Below are 21,370 nucleotides of genomic sequence, written 5' to 3' on the forward strand. Positions count from 1 at the left end.
GCGCGGGGAGAGGGTTAGGGTGAGGGGCGGGCGACCGCACGCCTCAGAAGGCCTCGAAGTCGCCAGCCGCCTTGGTCAGCGGCTGCGAATGCCCATGCCGGAGGATACCGCTGCCGAGCGCCTTCTTCATGTCGGCAAGCTTGACGAGGCTGACTGCGGTGGTGACGTCGACCAGGCAGGTGTCGGGAATGGAGGCGGTGATGGTATCGATGAACTCCGCGAGCCCGCGCGCCTTCTGCACCGCGAGGTCGATGCCCTGCAGCACCATGATCCTGTCCGCGCCGGGGCCGTCATCGCTCATGAGTTGGGGCTCTATGCGCTCGATCAGATAGGCGACGTCGTGGAGCTCCGTGACGACGCGCATCAGCACGTCCGGCAGCGATTCTTCCGCGTGAGGCTGGTTGTGGTCTTTCTGCATTGTTCCTCACATGGCCTCGGCCGGTATGATCAGAAGAATTCGATGGGGCTTTCGGCCGGCTTCGGCACGGCGGGCCTCTGGTCCATCTGAAGCGCCCGCTGTGCCTCGACGCCTGTCAGGGCATATTGGCGCGCGCGCCCGGACGACGGCCAGTATTCGAGCTTGCGCCCGTGGTCGCCGCCGGTGCTTTCGCCGACGATTCGGATACCCTCGTCCATCAGGAACTGGCGTGCGAAGGCGGCATTCTGCTCGCCGACGTTCGAGAAACGCGCAATCGTCCTGGCGCCGCCGAAGATTTTCGCCTCCAGCCGGTCGCGGCGCGCCCCCTGCTTCAGAAGGCCGTTGATGAGAAGCTCCATCAGGTGCACGCCGTAGCGCGTGGCGTCCGCGCCGGAACTCGGCGACGTCGCCGAACCCGGCAGCAGGAAGTGATTCATGCCGCCGACGCCGGCCGCCGGATCGCGCATGCAGGCGGCCACGCAGGAACCGAGAATGGTCGAAAGCACGATATCCGGATCGTTGACGACCTTGAACTCGCCCTGAATGACATGGACGCGCCTCCCGGCAGCCTCGGTGTTCATTTCAGCGCCCCGAACACGGCCTCGATCGCGGCTTTCATCTTTTCGATCGTGAACGGCTTTGCCAGCACGTTGTTGGCGCCGAGCGCAGCCGCCTTCTGCACCAGCGCGCGGTCGCCCTGTGCCGTCAGAATGATGAAGGCCGCCTTCTTGGTGGCGGGGTTTGCACGCACCGCCTGGAGCAGGCCCAACCCATCCATTTTCGGCATGTTGAAATCGGAGATCACTAGATGATGGGGATTCTGAGCCATGATCTTCATGCCCTGCTCCCCGTCACCGGCCGCGGTGATCTGCTTGAAGCCGAGCTGCTGCAGTGCGTCGCCCAGGAGCAGACGGCTCGTGACCTGATCGTCGACGATCAGAACTTTTATCTTTTCGGCGAGAGACATTATTCGATTCCTTCTTTTCGGGCAGCCGCCGTCTTCAAAATCTCCTCCCCGATCGATCCGAGGGGGAGCTGCGTTTCGACCGCGCCCAATTCATAGGCGACGCGCGGCATGCCGTAGACGACACAGGTCTTTTCGTTCTGACCGAAGGTGCGTGCTCCGGCATGCCGCAATTTCAGGAGACCGGCGGCGCCATCGCGGCCCATTCCGGTGAGAATCACCCCGATGGCGTTCCGGCCCGCCAGTTCGGCGACGGAATCGAACAGCACGTCGACCGAGGGACGATGTCCGTTGACCGGCGGATGATCCACCAGTCGGCAGCAGGGTGCTGCGGCATTATGGACCTCAAGATGGCGTTCGCCGCCGGGCGCCAGATAGACCCTGCCGACCTCGAGCCGCGCGCCATCCGTCGCCTCTTGGACCGTCGGGGCGCAAAGCCGGTTCAGCCGTTCGGCGAAGCTCTTGGTGAAGGTGTGCGGCATGTGCTGCGTGATCACCGTCGGCGGACAATTCGCCGGGAACTTCTGCAAGACCGTGATCAGCGCCTCGACCCCGCCGGTCGAGGCTCCGATCGCGACGATCTTGCGCCCTGCCCGGTAGTCGGAAACGGCTGTCGCCGCCGGCGCGGCCGCCCTGTTGCTGGTGATCATGGACTTGCGCTGCGAACGCGCGGCCGCCTTGACCTTTTCGGCGAGATCGCGGAACGGATGCGTATCCCCCGGCTGGGGCTTGCCGACGCAGTCGAAGGCGCCGATCTCGAGCGCGGCGATCGTCGCTTCGGCGCCCCTATGGGTCAGCGTCGAGACCATGATCACCGGCATGGGCCTCAGCCGCATGATCTTGTCGAGGAATTCGAGGCCGTTCATGTTCGGCATCTCGATGTCGAGGGTCACGACATCGGGGTCAAGCTGCTTGATCGCCTGACGCGCCTCGAGCGCGTCGGCAGCCTGACCGACGACCGCAATGTCCGGATCGGCATTGAGCACGGCGGAGATGAGGCCGCGCATGGTGGCCGAGTCGTCTACGACGAGAACACGTGCGGGAGCGCTCATGCCCGGCCCCCGTGGAACTTGCCGGTATGGCGATAGGTCGTGATGCCGATATTGTCGAACAGCGCCTTGGCATCCCCCGACACACGTTCCGAGTGGCCGATATAGAGGTGCCCGCCATTGTCCAGCACACCGGCGAAGCGCGACCAGATCTTCATCTGCGTCGGCTCGTCGAAATAGATCACGACATTGCGGCAGAAGATCACGTCGAACGGCCCCTTGATCGGCCACTGCGCCATGAGATTGAGTTCGTTGAAGGTGATCAGCCGCTTGACGCGATCGTCGACCTGCCACTTGCGGCGGCCGCCGGCTTCGACCTCGCTGAACCATTGCTTGCGCATGGCAGGGTTCACCGTCTCGAGCGCCGTCGCATCGTAGGCGCCGGCCCGCGCCAGCGCCAGGATCTTCGGGTCGATATCGGTCGCGAGGATGCGGAAGTCGTAGTCCGCAGCATTGGGCAGCAAAGACAACACCGTCAGCGCGATCGAATAGGGCTCCTGGCCATCCGAACACGCAGCAGACCAGATGCGGACGCGACCGCCGTTCTTCGCGCGGGCGATAAGACCAGGCAGAACGTCTGTTTTCAGGTGCTCGAAATGATGGTTCTCGCGGAAAAAGCGGGTGAAATTCGTCGTGAGATGCGAAAGCATGTCGCGGCGCGCCGCCGCACCGGCAGGCGAAGCGACGAGCTGGCAGTAGTCGCGGAACCCCTTCAGTCCGAGATTGCGGATATGCTTCGAAAGCCGCGAATAGACGAGCGATGCCTTGGATTCGTTGAGATAGATGCCGGCATCCGCGTAGATCATCGCGGCGATCTCGGTGAGATCGCGGCGGGTCAGCGGATATTCTCCGCTCGCGAGACATTCGTCCGGATACGGCCTCTGATCGATGTTGGCCTGGACCCTCATGCCGCCTCCCTTTCCTCGCTCGGGAAGACCGAGTCGAGCTCTACGAGGCAGATCATGCGCCCCTCTATCGCCAACACGCCGCGTGCGAAACTCCGCTCGAAATCGGACGCGATGTCCGGCGTCGGCTGAATATCGCGATCGGAGACGGTGAGAATGTCGGAAACGGCGTCGACCAGCAGGCCGACCACCCTGCTCTTGACCTGCGCGACGATGATCACGTGCCGAACCGTCGGCTCGGCCGCCTTCATGCCTAGCCGGGCGGAGAAATCGACGATCGGCAGCACGGCGCCGCGCAGATTGATGACGCCGAGCACGTAGGCGGGCGCATGCGGCATCGGGGTCGCCGGCGTCCATCCGCGAATTTCTCGCACCGACATGATGTTGACGCAGAATTCCTGGTCGCCGACGCGGAAGGCGATCAGCTCCCGTCCGCCATTGGTCAGATGTTTTGCGGCATTGGTCATGGGAATTATCCGGCTGCAGCAAGAGACATTTCAGGTTTCAGGGATTGCCCGCGCGACGCAGCGACGATGGCGTCGACATCGAGGATGAGTGCCACGCGCCCGTCGCCGAGAATTGTGGCCGCGGCGATGCCGGGCACATGGGTGTAGTTGGCTTCGAGGCTCTTGATCACCACCTGGCGCTGGCCCTGGATGGCATCGACCATCAACGCGCGCTGGCCGCCGCCTTCGGATTCGACGAGAAGCGCCACGCCTTCGACCGGGTTGGCCTGTGCCCCGCGGAAGTTCAGGATGCGGCCCACGTCTACGAGCGGGCAGAAGGAGTCGCGGATCGAGATCAGCCGCTGGCTGGAACCGAAGCTGTGGATCGCGGAGGCCTCCGGCTGCAGCGTCTCGACGATTGCCGTCAGCGGCACGACGAGCGTCTGGTTGGCGACGGTCACCACCATGCCGTCGAGAACGGCGAGCGTCAGCGGCAGACTCATGGTGAAGATCGAGCCCTGGCCCGGCTTCGAAGAGATGTTGATGCGGCCGCCGAGTGCCTGGATGGAGCGCTTGACGACATCCATGCCGACACCGCGGCCGGAAATGTCGGAGATCTTGTCGGCCGTGGAGAAACCCGCGTGGAAGATCAGGTTGTCGACCTCCTCGTCCGAAAGGTTTGCGTCCGCGGCAATGAGATCGTTGTCGATCGCCTTCTGGCGCACCTTCTCGCGATTGATGCCGGCGCCGTCGTCGGCAAGCTCTATGACGATGCGGCCGGAGCGGTGCTTGGCCGTGAGCCGCACGGTTCCTTCCGGGCTCTTGCCCGCGGCAACCCGCTTTTCGGGCGTCTCGAGGCCGTGATCGACCGCGTTGCGGATCATGTGCGTGAGTGGCTCGGCGAGCTTGTCGATGACCGTCTTGTCGACTTCCGTATTTTCACCCTCGGTGATGAGACGGACGGACTTGCCGGTCATGTCGGCGATTTCGCGGACGATGCGGGACATGCGCTGGAAGACCGGCTTGACCGGCTGAGCGCGGATCGCCATGACACTGTCCTGGATTTCGCGCGTAAGCTGCTGCAGTTCCTCCAGGCCCATATTGATCGACGACGTGCCGTTGGTGTCGTTTTCGATCACGCTCTGCGACAGCATCGCCTGGTTGATGACGAGTTCGCCGACGAGGTTGATCAGGCGGTCGACACGATCGAGATCGACGCGAATGGTCGGGGTCGCGGCGGAAGCGGCCTGCTGGGCGGCAGCCTGTGCCGCCGATGCCGATTGGGAATTGCGGGCATTCTCCGTGGAGACGCGCGCCGTGGACTGCGCCATTTGCAGGACGTTGCTCGCCGTCTGCGCCGCCGCGACGGCCGCATTCCGGGGGTCGCCCTCGCTGGCGGCGGCCCGGTCCTCTTCCCCGGCAGGCGCCTGGGCTTCGTCCTCGAGGATCGAAAGGTCGAAGGGGACGGGCTGCATCGGCAGGTCTTCGTCCATCCCGACCGTACCGCCGGCGAGCGCGACGTCGAGCTCGCAATCCCACTCGGCGAATTCGAACACGGAGCGGATCGCCTCTTCGCCCTTGTCGGTTGTGAGCGAAATCTTCCAGGAGAAATAGGCCTGCTCCGGATTCATCCGGTCCAGCGGCGGCAGAGTGTCCATGTCGCAATGGATGCTCATTTCGCCGAGACGCGAGAGATCGCGCAGGAGCAGCGTGGCGTCATTGCCCTTGGAATAAAGATCCGATTTGGGCTTGAAGACGATCTCATAGGTGGACGGTTCGATCGTCGGCTCGTCGCCTGTCTCGAAATCGTCGAAGGAGAAGGCAACGGGCTGGAAGCCTTCCTCGTTGACGACCGGAGCAGCCGGGGCAACGCCGGCCGGCGCCGTTTTCGGCGCGGACTCGGCGGCGGCTTGCGGCAGTTCGCCGTTGGCGAGCGCTTCGAGTTCCTTGATCAGTTGCCGGCTGCGCGCCTCGTCGACGCCGCCGCCGTCACGCGCGGCGTTGGTGAGATCGGCAAGCACGTCCGCCGATCTCAGCATGACTTTCAGGACGTCCTGATTGGGTTCCAGCCTGTTGGATCGAACGCAGTCGAGCGTCGTCTCGAACACATGCGCGAAGGAGACGAGATCGTCGAGCCCGAAGGCGCCGGCGCCGCCCTTGATGGAATGGACCGCACGGAAAACGGCATTCACCGTTTCCGGATCGCGATCGCCGTCATTGAGCTTGAGGAGACCCGATTCCAGTTCCGCGAGTTGCTCCTCGCATTCCTGGAAGAAAATCTCTTTGATTTCGTTCATATCCATTGGATGGCTGTCCCCGGATTTCAGGCCGTTACGCGCTCGATGGCATCGATCAGCTTGGTCGGGTCGAAGGGTTTGACGATCCAGCCGGTGGCGCCCGCCTGCCGCGCGCGGTTCTTCTTCTCCGCATCGCTCTCGGTGGTCAGCACGAGGATCGGCACCGCACGGTAGCGATCGTTCTTGCGCACACCCTCGATGAAGCCGAAGCCGTCGAGGCGCGGCATGTTGATGTCCGTTACGATCACGTCGGGGTTGGCCGTATCGAGCTTCTCGAGGCCCTCGACGCCATCCTCCGCCTGGATCGTTTCGAATCCGGCATTGTTGAGGGTGACGAGAAGCATGTTCCGGATCGTCCGGGAATCGTCGACAGTCAGAACTCTCTTCTTCATTGCTCAAATCTCCTTTGCCATCAGGGGACCGATGTCCGCCCCGATGAGCTGTGTCGTCTTGATGAAAGCGTCGGACACCTCGGCAAAGGTGAAAGACAGGCGATCCGCTTCCCAGCTTCTCGCGGCGGCCATGAGCACCTGGACACAAAGCGCCCCAACGCGCTCGACCGCGGACGCGTCGATCGCCACGGCGCCGCCTTTCAGTGCCAGGAGCCTTTCATGCAGCACCGTTGCCTCGTTCAGGTCCAAAACCGGAGCGAGCATCAGCGTGTTTCGTGCGGAGTTTCTGCTGGCCATTTTTCCCTCGCTTGAAATGCTCTACCTAGCGCCGCCATCCGGCCAGATGACGTTCGGACGTGACTTCGCCGAACGGGCTCGTGGTCTCGTCTTCCGGAGCCTCTATCCTCATCCGCGGGGCGAAGCTCGCGGCCGATCTCGCCTGACGGTCGAGATGAAAGCGACGGACGGTCTCGCCCAGTTCCACGATGACGCCGTGAAGATCGTCGGTGGACGCGAGGGCCGCGCCCGCGAGTGCGGCGCTTCGGTTCATCGCCTGCGCGACCCCGCCGATCTCCGAGGTTGCGGAGGCGAGATCGTTCACCTGACATTCCGCCTCGCGGGCAATGCCGGTGACGGCCTCGTTTATGGAGACTACCTGTTCGGCGATGCTGCTGATCGCGTGCTGGGTCCGGCCGACGATCTCGACGCCGGCCACGACCTGTCCCTTGGTTCCGGTCACGAGTTGCTTGATCTCGCGCGCCGCTTCGCCGGAGCGTTGCGCGAGCGCACGCACCTCCTGTGCGACGACCGCGAAACCGCGGCCGCTTTCGCCGGCCCGTGCGGCTTCGATGCCCGCATTGAGCGCCAGGAGATTGGTCTGGAAGGCGATCTCGTCGATCACGCCGATGATCTGACCGATTTTCTCGGCAGAAGCCTCGATGTCCGCCATGGCCGAGATCGCCTGGCCGGCGATCTCGCCGCTGCGCTCCACCGCGATGCGGGTTCGGCTTGCCTGGGCCTCGGTCTCGCCGATCCGGATCGCTCCGGTGCGGATCCGCTCGGTTACGGTGCCGAGGCTCACGAGATGCTGGTCGATGGCTTTCGCTTCTGCGCCGGCATTGCCTGAGAATTCGGCGGCACTGCCGCGCAGGTCCGAGACGATGGCCTCGGCCGCCGTGGCGCGTTTGTCGGCCGCGTGCAGCGCATCCCTGATCTGGCCCAATGCCGTGTTGAGGCCCGCCACGATCGGCTGGTAGGTATCCGGCGCATCTTCCGGAAGACGCGCGGTCAGGTCGCCCTCCCCCAGAGCCCGAAGAAAATCCGCGAAGAGTGTCTTCAACTCGCTTTCGTCGTCCCGGCGCTGCTCCGAAAGCTGGCGCTGGTGCTGCTGGCGCAGCGCGTTGAAACGCAGCGAAACCGCAATTTCCGTGTCGACGAAAGCGGCGCGCACGAGAGCGGCGACGAGGTCGCGGAGTTCCCTCCTGCGTGCCTTGCCGAGAGAGAGGATCGATTTCGGCCAGGCATCCTCGATCGCACCGAGGATAAGGTGCTCGAGCACGATCGCGTGGCTGGCGATCTGCCAGCGCGGGTCGAGACCCATGCGACTTTCGGTATCGGCAAGCACCTTCACGCGCTCGGCATAGAGCCCGTCGAAACGGGCGTCCGTGAGCACGTTCCAGTGCGACGACTGAAGATCGTGCAGGCGGTCGATCTGGCGGTCGCTGTCGAAGTGGCGCGCCGCATCGGGGCTCGCCTGCAGGCGGTGCGAGAGGGCTCGCAGCGCCAGTTCGATGCGTGGCGAAAGAGCCTGGCGGTGATCGCGCAGCAGCGCGCAGGCATCCTCGTCGAGACCGGCAAAGCGCAGGCGTTCCAGCAGGCTGCCCGCCTGGCCCTTTCTCGCCTGTTCTGACGCTTCCTGTTTCACGCTGGTCCCCGGCTGCTGATGCGTCCCGCATTCGAAATCCGCTGGGGAAGGGTCGCCGCCTGCGGCCGGTCACGCCCACCCGATGAGAGCAGCGCGCCCGGAAGCGCCCGCCATCGTCCGTCCCACAGTGATTTCAGTGAAAGTGGATACCGGACCGAAACCGGTACGGCGGTGCGGCATCATGCCTTGAGGAGAAGTCGAGACTTCCTATTCCGACGTGTTGGACCATGTTTATGGTTAATTCCTTGCTTGAAAGTTAATGCCTCCTGCCTCTTAACCGGAATCGCTAAAATTCAACCGGAGCTTTGCCGTCCACTATCGATGCAACGTTTTCTTTGAACGCAGCCACAGGTTTTCAATGATGAGAGTTTAGAATTGCGGATCTACTTGCCGTTCAGTATCGAAGCATACAGCGCCATGCGTCTCTCATCGGACGGGCAGAGGTCGCTAGAGCATTTGAAGTGCTGCATGTTTCTTGTGTCGTCTGCGATTCAAAACATGCAGGTGTAATGGCGCGAAATACGCGTTGAGTAGCATCTTCAGGCACAGGGCGGCATCATGACGGTGCACCACGGGACGTGAACAATGATTGTTCTTGGAATAGGCGCCATCATCACCGCAACGCTCGCAATGGCGGCGATATCGATCGTCGTCAATCTTGAGCACGGCCGCGCAACGAGCAGAACTTCCGTCTTCTGAGATTCCTTTACGGATCGCTCCGGACATGCGCGGCAGTGCGCCGGCGCCATGCCTCGGCATAAGCCGCATAGGCGTCCGGCTTGGCGGCCGGTATCGCCTCGGCCCCCGTCCTGACGCGGGCGCCCGCGACGAGGCAGGCGGCGCCAAGGCTCGTTCCCGTGCTGTTCAGCCTGTTGGCGAGCACCGGCCGGCCGGTGGCGGCCGCAAGCATCCTCAGATAGGCGTCGTTCAAGGCAAACGGCCCCTCGACCAGGATCTCGCCCCTTGCGCCGATCAGATCGAGGCAGGTCGCCGTCATCAGTGCAAGATGAAAGGAGACGACCGCGAGCCGTTCGGCGGGAGCGAGCTTGTCTTCGTCCGCCGTCCAATGGGGCCTCGCAGCCGGAAACGGCCCTGAACCACCCGGCAGCGACGGCAGCAGCATATGCCCTTGCTCCAGGACACTCGCTTCCGCCTCCGGCGAGGCCGTCGGCGGATCGTCGCCGATCAGCAGGGAATAGGCGCGCCCGCCCATGAAGCGGGCCGAAGGCACCGGATCGCCGAGTGCGTTGACGTTGATGAGCGTGTCGCGCCGCTCGTCGAGTTTCACGGGCTCGGCGCCGACCGCGAGCATCACGACCCAGGTCCCGGTCGAGGCTACGGAGAATGGCGCCTGGCGCGTAATGAGATGCGGCAGCAACGAAGCGTTGGAATCGTGAATGCCGCAGTGGACCGGCGTTTCCGGTGGCAGACCGGTCTCATCCGCAACCTGCCGAAGCAAGGGACCAAGCACGTCGCCCGCCCTTCGCACCGGCGCAAAGAGATGGCGCCAGCCCTGCTCGTCGACCATCGACGAGAAGGTTGCCGCCTTCGGGTTCCAGAGATCGGTGTGGCAGCCGAGCGAGGTCAACTCGTTCGTCCTGACCCCCGTCAAGCGGTAGGACCAATATTGCGCATAGGTGAGGATCGTCGCGACGCGGGCGAAATGCTCCGGAAACATGCGCTGCTGCCAGAAGAGCTGAGCGCCGACATTGAGCCCCATCGGCAGGCGAGCCGAACCGGTCTCCGTGAAGGGAGGGCGCGCCTTCTCATATTCCTCCGCGAGCGCATCCGGCCCGGTGAATTCATAGTCCAGAACCGGCAAGGCGAGTTCGCCCGCTTCGTCGAGCAGCACGGCGGTCGCGCCGTGCGTGGTCACCGAAATCGCTTCCACCGGGTGCTCGCGGTGAAGCGCCGCTAGACTGTCAAGAACGAAACGCCAAAGGCGCTCGGTGTCGAAATGCGGGTAGGGCCCGTCGTCGCTCACGCCATTGCCGGACTTGCGCACGGCGATTTCCTCGAAGCGCTCGAGATCGACCAGTGCGACCTTGGCGTTTGTCTTGCCGATATCGATGACGGCGACGGTTTTCATCATCATTTGAGGTGGAAGACGGTTTTGAGCGGCACGGCGACCGGCTCGTTGTCGGCGCGGGTCTCCATGATATCGGCCATATGGGCCCACCATTTCCGCATCACCGGATGCGACGGCAGGTCGCCCATCCTGTGATCGTCCGACCGCCAGAGCACGCCGAAAAGCAGGCAGTTCTCCTCATCGAGGTGGATCGAATAATCGGAGACACCGGCGTCCTTCAGGAGCGTGACCAGTTCCGGCCAGATCGCGTCGTGACGCGCCTGGTATTCGGCGGCCTTGCCGGGATGGAGCCGCATGCGGAAGGCATATTTTTCCATGACTTGCATCTCAATGAACGGGACGGCGGCGGGCGCGCTGCCAGAGGATCGGCAGCGCGATCACCGAAATCAGGAGCAGGCCGATGAAGATCGACATGACGATGCCGGGCACGTTCAGGAGGCCGAAGCCGAAGGTGACCATGCCCATGATCAGCGCCGCCAGAACGACGCCGGGTATCGTGCCGGAGCCGCCGAGGATATTGACGCCGCCGAGCACCACCATGGTCACGACCTCGAGCTCCCAGCCGAGCGCGATCGAGGGCCGTGTGGAGCCGAGCCGCGAAGTGAGGCAGACGGAGGCGAGCCCGGCCATGAGGCCGGTCAGCAGGAAGAGCGTGAACTTGACCCGCCCGACCCGAACGCCGGAAAAGAGTGCAGCCGTCTGGTTGTTGCCGATGGCATAGACGGCACGGCCGAAATTCGTCCTGTGCAGCAGGACTCCGTAAATGACGGCGAGCACGACGAAGAGCGTGAACTCGAAGGAGAAAACCCACCAGACATAGCCCTGGCCGAACCAGGCGAAGCTCTCGGGATAGCCGGTAAAGGCCTGGTCGCCGAGCACGATGAAGGACAGGCCGCGAAACAGGCTCATGGTGCCGATCGTCACCACGATCGACGGCAGGCCGAGGCCCGTGATCAGGAGCCCGTTGACGAGACCGCAGAGGAGACCGACGCCAAGGCCGATCGCGACGAGCGCCGGCGTGTCGAAACCGAGTTGCACGGCATAGCCCATGGCGGTCGAGGCAAGGGCGATGATGGAAGCGACCGAGAGGTCGATCTCGCCGGAGATGATCACCAGCGCCATGGCGAAGGCGATCATCGCCTTCTCGGTGAAGTTGAACGTAGCGTCGGAGAGGTTCCACGGATCGAGGAAATAGGGCGACGCCAGCGAATTGCCGAGGAAGATCACGATGGCGACCACGAAGAGCAGCGCTTCCCAGCTCTTCAGAAGGCGAGCGCCGCCTCCTTGCAGGCGATCGGGAATGTTGCGGGGAGAAATTTGCGCGTCCGCCATCAGACCGCCTCCGCTTTCTTGAGAATGACCCTGCCCTTGCGCCGCTCGGCGCGGGCGTTGACGGCGACCGCGATGATGATGACCGTTCCGGATATCGCCAGTTGCGCGAAAGGCGAGATATTGATGACCGGCAGAGCGTTCTTGATCACGCCGAGGAAGAGCGCTCCGAGGACCGCGCCCGCCACCGAGCCGATGCCGCCGGCAATCGAAATGCCGCCGATGACGCAAGCCGCGATGATGTCGAGCTCGAAGCCGGCCGCGATGTCCACATAGGCGACCGCATAGCGCGATACCCAGAGGTAGCCCGACAGACCCGCAAGCGCGCCCGAGAGACAATAGGCGAAGAAGCGCGTGCGTCCGACATCGATGCCGGTATAGACGGCTGCGTGCGGATTGCCGCCGACGGCATAGAAGGCGCGCCCGAGCGGCGTGCGACCCATGACCAGGAACATCAGCGCGACCATGACGAGCGAGAGCCAGGAAAGCACCGGCATGCCGGCCACATCCAGCCGCGGCAGCGCCTTGAAGGCGTCGCTCATCTCATGGGCATTGATCCACTTGCCGTTCGTCAGCACGAAGATGAGGCCGCGATAGATCGTCAGCGTCCCGAGCGTGACGACGATCGGGGGAATATTGAGCTTCCAGACCAACGTGCCGTTGATCGCCCCGAGGAAGCCGCCCAGCGCCATGACGGCGACAATGATGAGCGGTATCGGCAAGCCGGGAAAGGCGTTGTTCAACATGGCCGCGACCATGCCGCAGAGCGCGAGGTTGGCCGCCATCGACAAATCGATGCAGCGGGTGAGAATGACGGCCATCTGCCCGAGCGCCAGGATGACGAGGATAGAGGTGTCGCTATAGACGCGCGCGAGATTGGACGGAGCCACGAAAGCCGGAAAGCGCAAGGCGATCAGGGCAAGCAGCACGGCAATCGCGACGACGAGCAGGATTTCTCGGTTCTTGAGGAGCCTGGCCATCATGCGGCCCTCCCATCGGCTTGCGTTTCGATGCCTGCGGCGGCCCGCACCAGCTTCTCAGCGGTCAGTTCAGACCGCTCGTATCTTCCGGCGACGCGCCCCTCGCGCATGACGATGACGCGGTCAGACATCCCCATGATCTCGGGAATTTCCGAGGACACCATGATGACGCTCAAGCCTTGCGCCGCAAGCTCGCTCATGAAGGCATGAACGGCGGCCTTGGAGCCGATGTCGATGCCCTTGGTCGGCTCGTCGAGGATGATGACCTTCGGCCGGGTCGCGAGCCACTTGGCGATGACCACCTTCTGCTGGTTGCCGCCGGAAAGCGTGCCGACGTCCTGATCGAGCGCGGCGGCCCGCAGATCGAGGCGGGAGGTGTATTCGCGCGCCAGCGCGAATTCCTCGGCAAGCCGCAGGAAGCCCGAGCGCGAGGTGTGTGAAAGCGAGGGCAGCGTCACATTCTGGAAGATCGGCATGCCGATGATCGCCCCCTGCCGTCCGCGCTCTTCCGGCACATAGACGATGCCGGCGCGGATCGCCTCCGCCGGGCTGCGGATGACCAGCACCTCGCCATCGAGCTTCACGGCACCGGCGGACGGCCGGGTGATGCCGATCAGCGACTGCATGAATTCCGAACGCCCGGCGCCGACCAGACCATAGAAACCCAGGATCTCGCCGCGCCTGAGTTCGAAGTTGATGTCCTCGAATTCGGTCGGGTGGCGATAACCGGAAACGGTAAGCACCGGCTGACCGATGGTCACCTCCTTCTTCGGATAGACGGAGCCGACGGCGCGGCCGACCATCATGCGGACGAGATCGTCCTGGCTGACGTCGGCGATCAGCCCTTCGCCGATCATCGCCCCGTCGCGAAAGACGGTATAGCGGTCTGCGATGCGGAAGATCTCATCGAATTTGTGGCTGATGAACAGGACGGCCTTGCCGTCGGCCTTGAGCCGTTCGATCAGATCGTAGAGCTCGTGAATTTCCTTGTGCGACAGCGCGGCCGTCGGCTCGTCCATGATGACGACGCGCGCATCGACCGAAAGCGCCCGTGCGATCGCGACCAGATGCTTCTTGGCGATGCCGAGATCGCGCAGGCGGATCGTCGGGTCGAAATCGGCGCCCGCGCGGCGCAACAGGGCCTGAGCGTCGGCGTTGAGCTGCTTCCAGTCGATGAGGCCGAAGCGGTTGCGCGGTGCGTGGCCGAGAAAGATATTTTCCGCGACGGAGAGCTCGTCGAAGAGCACCGTCTCCTGATGAATCGCCGTGACCCCGGCGCGGGACGCCGCAAGGGCGGTCGGAAAGGTGGTCTCCGTGTCGCCGAGCCGGATGGTGCCCGCATCAGGCTGATAGATGCCGGTCAGTATCTTGACGAGCGTCGACTTGCCGGCGCCGTTCTCGCCGACGAGCGCCGTCACCGAGCCGGGATAGAGAGCGAGCGAGACATCGGAAAGAGCGCGCACGCCCGGAAAGGACTTCGATATGCCTTCAAGCGCAATGGCGGGCTTCATCCGCGATGTGGTTGTGTCCTGCAACAAGAGTGGATCCACCAGTTCAGTCGTTTCAATTGGGTGGCGGCCAAGCCCTCGATCACATGAGGCTGCCCCTCTCCTCGGGTTTAACCTGAGGACTAGCCCTCTCCCCGCAGGCGGGGAGAGGGCGGCCGGCAGGCCGGATGAGGGGCAAACACCCCAGCACGATCAGAAGATCTTCGCGAATTCCTCGACGTTCGAGGCATCATAGACGAACGGGTCGGCCATGGCGCCTTCGTTGTTCTCGTCGAGCTTGACCGTGCCCATGCGGCCCATCTTGAGTTCCGCGCCGGGCTTGGCTTCGGCACCGTTGATGAGGTCATAGGCGATCATCGTTGCCGAATAGCCGAGGTCGATCGGGTTCCAGATGGCGAAGGACTTCGAGGCGCCGGACTTCACGTGTCCGGCCATTTCGGAGGGAAGGCCGAGACCGGTGACGTTGATCTGGCCGATCTTGCCGGCGTCGGTCACGGCCTGCGCCGCGGCGACGATGCCGACGGAGGTCGGCGCGATGATGGCCTTCAGGTTCGGATGGGACTGGATGAGCCCTTGCGTCTCGCGATAGGACTTGTCGGCCAGGTCGTCGCCATAGACGGTGGCGACCACATTGATGCCTTTGTAGTTGCCCTGGACCTTCTTCATTTCGGCGATCCACGTATTCTGATTGGTCGCCGTTGCGGAGGCCGAGAGCACTGCGACATCGCCGCCTTCGGGCAGATTGTCGGCGGCGAGCTTGATGATCATGTTGCCGATCAGCGGGCTCGATGACGGATTGAGATGCATCAAGCGGCCTTCCTTGGCCACACCCGAATCCCAGGAGATGACCTTGATGCCGCGGTCCATCGCCTTCTTCAGTGCCGGGACGAGCGCGTCCGTGTCGTTGGCCGAAACCGCGATCGCATCGACTTTCTGCGCGATCAGCGAGTTGATCACTTCGATCTGGCCTTCGGCCGTCGTCGAGGTCGGGCCGGTATAGATGATCTCGACGTCGCCGAGTTCCTTGGCCGCTTCCTGAGCGCCCTTGTTGGCGGCTTCGAAGAAGCCGATGCCCAGTGCCTTGACGACAAGCGCGATCTTCTTGTTTTCCGCATGAGCGGCATTAGCCATCAGCGCCACGGCGACGGCGGCCGTCACCATCAATGATTTCAGGACTTTCATCGTTTTTTCTCCTCCCATGGGCCCGCATCCGGAGTGGCTGCGTCTTCCTGCCCGAACAATCATTTCCCGATCTTCACCCGGAAGCTCGGGACATCAGCTCCTCTCCCCATGCTTCATGCGGATGTCGAAGCCTTTTCGGCGTCGGCCTTTGCGCTCTGAGTGGCGACGATCAGGCTGACGCCGGCATTCTCAAGCATCGAGGCATGTCTGTCCTCGATACCTGAATCGGTAATGACGGTGGCGATGCGCTTGAGGCCGCACAGAATGAGGCTCGAGCGCCTGTGAAATTTCGAGGAGTCGACGAGCACGACGAGGTCGTCGGCCTGGTCGATCAGCTTCTGCTCGGCCTGGATCAGCAGCGGATCGGCCTCCATCAGCCCGAGAGGCCCCAGCCCCTGCGCCCCCATGAACATGCGCCGCGCATAGAAGTTGCGCGTCACGTCGTTCTCGAAGGGGCTCAATATGATGTTCTGCTCGCGATAGATCGTCCCGCCCGACAGCATCACGGTGTTCTTTGAATGCTTGAGCAGGTGTTCGGCGATCGGGAAGGAATTGGTGAAGACCTGCATCCGGCGATTGGCCAGGAAATGCACCATCTGAAAGGTCGTGGTGCCGCCATTGATGATGATCGGCTCGCCGTCCTGACAGAGCGCCACCGCTTCCCGGGCGATCGCCTGCTTCTCCCGCGCATGCAGACCTTCGTTCACCCGGAAGGGACGGCCGGCAAGGCCTACGAACTGTGGAGGGTTGATCGCTTCGGCACCGCCCCTGACGCGGCGCAGCCGCTTCTGCACATGCAGCGCCGCGATGTCGCGGCGGATCGTCGCCTCCGAGCTGCCGGTGAGATCCACCAATTCGGGCACGGTTGCGACCGGCTTTTCCTGCACCGCCGACAGGATGATCCTGTGTCTTTCTTTCTCGTGCATGCGCTCCTCCGATGCTCCGCATGCTTCCATCCATTCCGAGCATTGTCAATCACAATCAATCATGTTTTTCCATTGTGCGGCGCATCATGAACGTTTTTGATCGTTTTTGATTGACATCCGCGTAATCACCGTGTGATCTGGTGCCAATCATATGGCCGCGGTTCATGTTGCGGCAGCCAGATCAGCGGGAGGAGTTGGACATGCTCGACAAGCACCAGGGCGCGCGCCTTGCCAATCTTTGGGACGACGGCAAGGCGGCAGGAATGACCGAGCCGGAAAAGCTCCTCTACCGTTCGAACCTCCTCGGATCGGACAAGCGGATCACCAATTACGGCGGCGGCAATACCTCCGCCAAGGTCATGGAAAAGGATCCGCTGACCGGCGAAATTGTCGAGGTCCTCTGGGTCAAGGGCTCCGGCGGCGACGTCGGCACGATCAAGATGGATGGCTTCTCCACCCTCTACATGGACAAGCTCCGCGCGCTGAAGGGCATCTATCGCGGCGTCGAATTCGAAGACGAGATGGTCGGCTACCTGCCCCATTGCACTTTCAACCTCAACCCCCGCGCCGCCTCGATCGACACGCCGCTGCACGCCTATGTTCCGAAGCCGCATGTCGACCACATGCATCCGGATGCGATCATCGCCATCGCCGCCTCGAAGAACAGCAGGGAACTGACGAGCAAGATCTTCGGCGACGAGATCGGCTGGCTGCCGTGGAAGCGGCCTGGCTACGAACTCGGGCTCTGGCTTGAAAAGTTCTGCCAGGAGAACCCGGATGCGCGCGGCGTCGTGCTCGAAAGCCACGGCCTCTTCACCTGGGGCGACACGGCGAAGGAGGCTTACGAGACGACGATCGAGATCATCAACCGCGCCATCGCCTGGTTCGAGACCGAGAACACGGGTCCCGCCTTCGGCGGCCGGTCCAAACCGGTGCTCGCCGCCGCCGATCGCGCCGCCATCGCCAAGAAGCTGATGCCGGTGATCCGCGGTCTCATCAGCGCGGGGGAAAGCAAGGTCGGTCATTTCGACGACAGTCAGGCGGTGCTCGATTTCGTGACTTCGACCAGCCTCGAGCCGCTGGCGGCGCTCGGCACGAGCTGCCCCGACCACTTTCTGCGCACCAAGATCCGGCCGCTGGTCGTCGATTTCGACCCGGCGCAGCCGGATGTCGGCAATACCCTTGCGGGCCTGCCCGAGGCGATCGCCACCTATCGCGCCGACTACGCTGCCTATTACGAGCGCTGCAAGCGCGCCGACAGCCCGGCCATGCGTGATCCGAACGCGGTGGTCTATCTGGTGCCGGGCGTCGGCATGATCACCTTCGCCAAGGACAAGGCGACGGCGCGCATCTCGGCAGAGTTCTACGTCAATGCGATCAACGTGATGCGCGGCGCGTCCGGCGTGTCGACCTATGTCGGGCTGCCGGAGCAGGAAGCTTTCGATATCGAATACTGGCTGCTCGAAGAAGCCAAGCTGCAGCGTATGCCGAAGCCGAAGAGCCTTGCCGGGCGCATCGCGCTCGTCACCGGCGGCGCCGGCGGCATCGGCAAGGCGACGGCCAACCGGCTGATGCAGGAGGGCGCCTGCGTGGTGCTTGCCGATATCGACGAGACGGCGCTCGAAGCTGCTCAGACGGAGCTTTCCACCCGATACGGCAAGGACTTCGTCCGTTCCGTCAACATGAACGTCACGAGCGAGGCAGCCGTCGAATCGGGCTTCGGCGACGCGCTGCTTGCCTTCGGCGGCCTCGATATTCTCGTTTCCAATGCCGGCCTCGCCACTTCGGCGGCCGTGGAGGACACGACGCTGGCGCTCTGGAACAAGAACATGGACATTCTCGCGACCGGCTACTTCCTGGTCTCGCGCGAGGCTTTCCGCATCTTCCGCAACCAGAAGGCCGGCGGCAATGTCGTTTTCGTCGCCTCGAAGAACGGGCTTGCGGCCTCTCCCGGGGCGTCGGCCTATTGCACGGCGAAGGCGGCCGAAATCCACCTCGCCCGCTGCCTGGCGCTCGAAGGAGCGTCGGCGCAGATCCGCGTCAACGTGGTCAATCCCGACGCGGTTCTGCGCGGCTCCAAGATCTGGACCGGCGAATGGAAGGAGCAGCGGGCAGCAGCCTACAAGATGGACGTCGACGAGCTGGAGGCGCATTACCGCGAACGCTCGATGCTGAAGCTCAGCGTCTTCCCGGAAGATATCGCCGAGGCGATCTACTTCCTCGCTTCCGACATGTCGGCGAAGTCCACCGGCAATATCGTCAATGTCGACGCGGGCAATGCCCAGTCCTTCACCCGCTGATAGGGAGGCTCCGATGACCCTGATGATCAGCACATCCGTCCTCGATGCCGAGAATGCGAGCCGCCGGGACGCTCTGACACGTGACTATGAAAGCCTCGGCGATCGCCTCGCCCGCCGCGGCATCGATATCGATGCGGTGAAGGCCAAGGTCGCGGCCTACGGCGTTGCGGTCCCGTCATGGGGCGTCGGCACCGGCGGCACGCGCTTCGCCCGTTTCCCCGGCCCCGGCGAGCCGCGCAACATATTCGACAAGCTTGAGGACTGCGCCGTCATCCAGCAATTGACGCGGGCGACGCCGGCCGTGTCGCTCCACATCCCCTGGGACAAGGTCTCCGATCTTGGGGGCCTGAAGGAGAAGGGCTCGGCGCTCGGCTTGAGCTTCGACGCGATGAACTCTAACACCTTTTCGGACGCGCCCGGTCAGGCGCATTCCTACAAGTTCGGCTCCCTTTCGCACACCGATTCCGCGACCCGGCGCCAGGCGATCGAGCATAATCTCGAATGCGTCGAGATCGGCAAGGCGCTCGGTTCCAAGGCATTGACGGTCTGGGTCGGCGACGGCTCCAACGTCCCCGGCCAGAGCAATTTCACCCGGGCCTTCGAACGCTATCTCGACTCGATGAAGGCGGTATACGCGGCGCTTCCGGATGATTGGCGCATCTTCACCGAGCACAAGATGTTCGAACCGGCCTTCTACTCTACGGTCGTGCAGGATTGGGGCACGAACTACCTGATCGCACAGGAACTCGGGCCCAAGGCCTTCTGCCTCGTCGATCTCGGGCACCACGCACCGAACGTCAACATCGAGATGATCGTCGCCCGGCTGATCCAGTTCAAGAAGCTCGGGGGCTTCCATTTCAACGATTCGAAATACGGCGACGACGATCTCGATACCGGATCGATCGACCCCTACCGCCTGTTCCTCGTCTTCAACGAGCTCGTCGATGCGGAGACACGCGCCGCGGACGGGTTCGATCCGGCCCATATGCTCGACCAGAGCCACAACGTGACGGACCCGATCGAAAGCCTGATGACCAGCGCCATGGAGGTCGGCCGTGCCTATGCTCAGGCGCTTATCGTCGATCGCAAGGCACTTGCAGGCTATCAGGAGGAGAACGATGCGCTGATGGCATCAGAAACACTGAAGACTGCCTTCCGGACCGACGTCGAGCCCATCCTCGCCATGGCCCGCCTGGAAAATGACGGCGCAATCGCGCCGGTTGCCGCCTACCGGGCAAGCGGCTACCGCGCCAGGGTGGCGGCCGAGCGTCCTGCAGTCGCCGGCGGTGGCGGCGGCATCGTCTGAACGGCACCGTCTGAGCGGCACCGGCAGCGGCTTTCTCCGAACCAGAACGGTAGAAAGTCGCGGCAGCGGCGCAGAAGGCATTCCGCGCGGTCAAAAATTCAGCGCGCGACCAAATTGCCTTCTATCTCATTCCGAAACATGGTTTATCCTCTTCTTCAGATACAACGAGAGGGTGATTCATGGGCATTGAAAGCATTCTGGTATTCCTGATCGTCGGCGCGGTTGCAGGCTGGCTTGCCGGTTTGATCGTCAGCGGAGGCGGCTTCGGTCTGCTCGGGAATATCGTGATCGGCATCGTCGGCGCCTTCATCGCCGGCCTTCTCTTCCCGGCCATCGGGATCAGCATCGGCACCGGCATCTTTTCTGCCATTATTCACTCGACGATCGGCGCCGTGATCCTTCTGGTGCTGATTCGCGTCGTCAAACAGGCCTGATCCGCGTTTACCATCATACGGTCCGCGCCAGGCGTGGACCGGCCATCGCAAGCCAATGAGCGGAGGCGAAAATGACCGAACTCTACGCGGAAAAGATCGAAGACGCGCTCAAGTCGTACATCGCGGACCACCCCGGTACCCTGACGCGCGAACAGGCGATTTCCACGATTCTCGAAACCTGGTTCGCAAGCCACGGCTACCTGCCGTCGCAGCAGGAAGGGATGCGTCCCGAAGATCTCGATGCCTCGAATGACGACTGAAATGTGCCGCGCCCGAACGGCGGTTTTTAGCCATGCGCGGCCTGCACGCTGATTTCATCCAAAGTACAGATTGCCAGAAATGAGTCTTGCTTCCGTCAAACAGTTCTTTTCCCGGCACGCGCCGGACATCGACGTCATCGAGCTGGAGCAAAGCACCGCAACCGTGGCGCTCGCGGCAGAGGGTCATGGCGTCGAACCGGCGCAGATAGCCAAGACCCTCGCGCTCCGGGTCGGCGACGAAATCATCCTCATCGTCACGCGCGGCGATGCGCGCCTCGACAACAGGAAGTACAAGGCGCGGTTCGGAACCAAGGCGCGCATGCTCGGCTTCGACGAGGTCGAGGCGGAAACGGGCCATCCGGTGGGCGGGGTCTGTCCCTTCGGCCTCGCCAAGCCCCACAGCGTCTATTGCGACGAGTCGCTCAAGTCGTTCGACATCGTCGTTCCCGCCGCCGGTGCGACCAACGCCGCCGTCCATATCAGCCCGGAGCGGATGGCCGAGCTGACCGGTGCAAAATGGATCGATGTCTCGGCGGTGTAGCGTCTACGTGCCGCAGCACGCAGTGGTCCCGGAACAGCGGCCTTGGAATGGCCACATAGTTTAACTGAATGCTGGCACTCCCACCCCGCGAAGCAGGCCGATGAGTCGGAATGCCATCGC

22 protein-coding genes are annotated in these 21,370 nt (G+C 63.2%); 5 read left to right on the forward strand and 17 right to left on the reverse strand.

Annotated elements, in window-relative coordinates; all coding sequences use genetic code 11:
• Positions 1-43: 43 nt before the first annotated feature.
• The 17 genes from cheT to M1D43_RS10515 all read right to left on the reverse strand — a co-directional run bounded on the left by cheT (position 44) and on the right by M1D43_RS10515 (position 16,409).
• Positions 44-418, reverse strand: a complete 375-nt coding sequence (cheT, locus tag M1D43_RS10435) for a chemotaxis protein CheT (protein WP_153313137.1) — start codon at positions 416-418, stop codon at positions 44-46.
• Positions 419-447: 29 nt separating this feature from the next.
• Positions 448-999 (reverse strand): chemoreceptor glutamine deamidase CheD, encoded by a 552-nt coding sequence (gene cheD / locus M1D43_RS10440; RefSeq protein WP_003529934.1) that lies wholly within the window; start codon positions 997-999, stop codon positions 448-450.
• Positions 996-1,385 (reverse strand): response regulator, encoded by a 390-nt coding sequence (locus M1D43_RS10445; protein ID WP_003529938.1) that lies wholly within the window; start codon positions 1,383-1,385, stop codon positions 996-998. The genes cheD and M1D43_RS10445 overlap by 4 nt, the downstream gene beginning before the upstream one ends.
• A complete protein-coding gene (cheB, locus tag M1D43_RS10450) occupies positions 1,385-2,434 on the reverse strand; it encodes a protein-glutamate O-methylesterase CheB (RefSeq protein ID WP_127539874.1) in 1,050 nt (349 codons plus the stop codon). The genes M1D43_RS10445 and cheB overlap by 1 nt, the downstream gene beginning before the upstream one ends.
• Positions 2,431-3,339, reverse strand: a complete 909-nt coding sequence (gene cheR / locus M1D43_RS10455; RefSeq protein WP_003529944.1) for a protein-glutamate O-methyltransferase CheR — start codon at positions 3,337-3,339, stop codon at positions 2,431-2,433. Before cheR ends, cheB begins: the two co-directional genes overlap by 4 nt.
• Positions 3,336-3,803: a chemotaxis protein CheW gene (locus tag M1D43_RS10460; RefSeq protein ID WP_014528989.1), complete on the reverse strand. Its 468-nt coding sequence runs from the start codon at positions 3,801-3,803 to the stop codon at positions 3,336-3,338. Before M1D43_RS10460 ends, cheR begins: the two co-directional genes overlap by 4 nt.
• A 5-nt stretch (positions 3,804-3,808) precedes the next feature.
• Positions 3,809-6,085, reverse strand: coding sequence for a chemotaxis protein CheA (locus tag M1D43_RS10465; protein WP_127539875.1), 2,277 nt, complete (start codon positions 6,083-6,085; stop codon positions 3,809-3,811).
• 20 nt (positions 6,086-6,105) lie between these two features.
• A complete protein-coding gene (locus M1D43_RS10470; protein ID WP_003529950.1) occupies positions 6,106-6,471 on the reverse strand; it encodes a response regulator in 366 nt (121 codons plus the stop codon).
• A 3-nt stretch (positions 6,472-6,474) separates the two neighbouring features.
• Positions 6,475-6,768: an STAS domain-containing protein gene (locus M1D43_RS10475; RefSeq protein ID WP_014528987.1), complete on the reverse strand. Its 294-nt coding sequence runs from the start codon at positions 6,766-6,768 to the stop codon at positions 6,475-6,477.
• 25 nt (positions 6,769-6,793) lie between these two features.
• Complete coding sequence (locus M1D43_RS10480) at positions 6,794-8,395, reverse strand: globin-coupled sensor protein (RefSeq protein ID WP_318853551.1); 1,602 nt, start codon at positions 8,393-8,395, stop codon at positions 6,794-6,796.
• A 706-nt stretch (positions 8,396-9,101) separates the two neighbouring features.
• Entirely contained in the window at positions 9,102-10,490 is a 1,389-nt protein-coding gene (locus M1D43_RS10485) for an FGGY-family carbohydrate kinase (protein ID WP_153313138.1), read from the reverse strand.
• Entirely contained in the window at positions 10,487-10,801 is a 315-nt protein-coding gene (gene rhaM / locus M1D43_RS10490; protein ID WP_003529957.1) for an L-rhamnose mutarotase, read from the reverse strand. The genes M1D43_RS10485 and rhaM overlap by 4 nt, the downstream gene beginning before the upstream one ends.
• A gap of 10 nt (positions 10,802-10,811) precedes the next feature.
• On the reverse strand, positions 10,812-11,816 hold the full coding sequence (locus M1D43_RS10495; RefSeq protein WP_003529958.1) for an ABC transporter permease: 1,005 nt from the start codon (positions 11,814-11,816) through the stop codon (positions 10,812-10,814).
• Complete coding sequence (locus tag M1D43_RS10500; protein ID WP_014528983.1) at positions 11,816-12,796, reverse strand: ABC transporter permease; 981 nt, start codon at positions 12,794-12,796, stop codon at positions 11,816-11,818. The genes M1D43_RS10495 and M1D43_RS10500 overlap by 1 nt, the downstream gene beginning before the upstream one ends.
• Entirely contained in the window at positions 12,793-14,304 is a 1,512-nt protein-coding gene (locus M1D43_RS10505) for a sugar ABC transporter ATP-binding protein (RefSeq protein WP_003529960.1), read from the reverse strand. Before M1D43_RS10505 ends, M1D43_RS10500 begins: the two co-directional genes overlap by 4 nt.
• A 189-nt stretch (positions 14,305-14,493) precedes the next feature.
• Positions 14,494-15,483, reverse strand: coding sequence for a rhamnose ABC transporter substrate-binding protein (gene rhaS / locus M1D43_RS10510; protein ID WP_004436001.1), 990 nt, complete (start codon positions 15,481-15,483; stop codon positions 14,494-14,496).
• A 113-nt stretch (positions 15,484-15,596) separates the two neighbouring features.
• On the reverse strand, positions 15,597-16,409 hold the full coding sequence (locus tag M1D43_RS10515) for a DeoR/GlpR family DNA-binding transcription regulator (protein ID WP_153313139.1): 813 nt from the start codon (positions 16,407-16,409) through the stop codon (positions 15,597-15,599).
• Positions 16,410-16,609: 200 nt separating this feature from the next.
• Between M1D43_RS10515 and M1D43_RS10520 the strand changes: the two genes are divergently transcribed.
• From M1D43_RS10520 to M1D43_RS10540, 5 genes are all read left to right on the forward strand, one after another.
• Entirely contained in the window at positions 16,610-18,709 is a 2,100-nt protein-coding gene (locus M1D43_RS10520; protein WP_010968714.1) for a bifunctional rhamnulose-1-phosphate aldolase/short-chain dehydrogenase, read from the forward strand.
• A gap of 13 nt (positions 18,710-18,722) precedes the next feature.
• The gene (gene rhaI, locus M1D43_RS10525) at positions 18,723-20,015 is read left to right on the forward strand and encodes an L-rhamnose catabolism isomerase (RefSeq protein ID WP_153313140.1); all 1,293 of its coding nucleotides are present in this window, start codon (positions 18,723-18,725) and stop codon (positions 20,013-20,015) included.
• Positions 20,016-20,194: 179 nt separating this feature from the next.
• A complete protein-coding gene (locus tag M1D43_RS10530; RefSeq protein ID WP_004435988.1) occupies positions 20,195-20,449 on the forward strand; it encodes a GlsB/YeaQ/YmgE family stress response membrane protein in 255 nt (84 codons plus the stop codon).
• 71 nt (positions 20,450-20,520) lie between these two features.
• Positions 20,521-20,709 (forward strand): hypothetical protein, encoded by a 189-nt coding sequence (locus M1D43_RS10535; RefSeq protein WP_004435975.1) that lies wholly within the window; start codon positions 20,521-20,523, stop codon positions 20,707-20,709.
• A gap of 79 nt (positions 20,710-20,788) precedes the next feature.
• Entirely contained in the window at positions 20,789-21,250 is a 462-nt protein-coding gene (locus M1D43_RS10540; protein WP_153313141.1) for a YbaK/EbsC family protein, read from the forward strand.
• The last annotated feature ends 120 nt before the right edge of the window (positions 21,251-21,370 follow it).

It is taken from the genome of Ensifer sp. R1-3 (assembly GCF_056739175.1).

What these genes read in the sequence shown, in the direction of transcription:
- M1D43_RS10540 (WP_153313141.1), top strand. Translation starts at nt 20,789, where the DNA reads ATGAGTCTTGCTTCCGTCAAACAGTTCTTTTCCCGGCACGCGCCGGAC.
- cheR (WP_003529944.1), bottom strand. Translation starts at nt 3,339, where the DNA reads ATGAGGGTCCAGGCCAACATCGATCAGAGGCCGTATCCGGACGAATGT.
- cheD (WP_003529934.1), bottom strand. Translation starts at nt 999, where the DNA reads ATGAACACCGAGGCTGCCGGGAGGCGCGTCCATGTCATTCAGGGCGAG.
- cheB (WP_127539874.1), bottom strand. Translation starts at nt 2,434, where the DNA reads ATGAGCGCTCCCGCACGTGTTCTCGTCGTAGACGACTCGGCCACCATG.
- rhaS (WP_004436001.1), bottom strand. Translation starts at nt 15,483, where the DNA reads ATGAAAGTCCTGAAATCATTGATGGTGACGGCCGCCGTCGCCGTGGCG.
- M1D43_RS10520 (WP_010968714.1), top strand. Translation starts at nt 16,610, where the DNA reads ATGCTCGACAAGCACCAGGGCGCGCGCCTTGCCAATCTTTGGGACGAC.
- M1D43_RS10495 (WP_003529958.1), bottom strand. Translation starts at nt 11,816, where the DNA reads ATGGCGGACGCGCAAATTTCTCCCCGCAACATTCCCGATCGCCTGCAA.
- M1D43_RS10530 (WP_004435988.1), top strand. Translation starts at nt 20,195, where the DNA reads ATGGGCATTGAAAGCATTCTGGTATTCCTGATCGTCGGCGCGGTTGCA.
- M1D43_RS10500 (WP_014528983.1), bottom strand. Translation starts at nt 12,796, where the DNA reads ATGATGGCCAGGCTCCTCAAGAACCGAGAAATCCTGCTCGTCGTCGCG.
- M1D43_RS10475 (WP_014528987.1), bottom strand. Translation starts at nt 6,768, where the DNA reads ATGGCCAGCAGAAACTCCGCACGAAACACGCTGATGCTCGCTCCGGTT.
- M1D43_RS10515 (WP_153313139.1), bottom strand. Translation starts at nt 16,409, where the DNA reads ATGCACGAGAAAGAAAGACACAGGATCATCCTGTCGGCGGTGCAGGAA.
- rhaM (WP_003529957.1), bottom strand. Translation starts at nt 10,801, where the DNA reads ATGGAAAAATATGCCTTCCGCATGCGGCTCCATCCCGGCAAGGCCGCC.
- cheT (WP_153313137.1), bottom strand. Translation starts at nt 418, where the DNA reads ATGCAGAAAGACCACAACCAGCCTCACGCGGAAGAATCGCTGCCGGAC.
- M1D43_RS10445 (WP_003529938.1), bottom strand. Translation starts at nt 1,385, where the DNA reads ATGTCTCTCGCCGAAAAGATAAAAGTTCTGATCGTCGACGATCAGGTC.
- M1D43_RS10465 (WP_127539875.1), bottom strand. Translation starts at nt 6,085, where the DNA reads ATGGATATGAACGAAATCAAAGAGATTTTCTTCCAGGAATGCGAGGAG.
- M1D43_RS10470 (WP_003529950.1), bottom strand. Translation starts at nt 6,471, where the DNA reads ATGAAGAAGAGAGTTCTGACTGTCGACGATTCCCGGACGATCCGGAAC.
- M1D43_RS10505 (WP_003529960.1), bottom strand. Translation starts at nt 14,304, where the DNA reads ATGAAGCCCGCCATTGCGCTTGAAGGCATATCGAAGTCCTTTCCGGGC.
- M1D43_RS10535 (WP_004435975.1), top strand. Translation starts at nt 20,521, where the DNA reads ATGACCGAACTCTACGCGGAAAAGATCGAAGACGCGCTCAAGTCGTAC.
- M1D43_RS10460 (WP_014528989.1), bottom strand. Translation starts at nt 3,803, where the DNA reads ATGACCAATGCCGCAAAACATCTGACCAATGGCGGACGGGAGCTGATC.
- M1D43_RS10485 (WP_153313138.1), bottom strand. Translation starts at nt 10,490, where the DNA reads ATGATGATGAAAACCGTCGCCGTCATCGATATCGGCAAGACAAACGCC.
- rhaI (WP_153313140.1), top strand. Translation starts at nt 18,723, where the DNA reads ATGACCCTGATGATCAGCACATCCGTCCTCGATGCCGAGAATGCGAGC.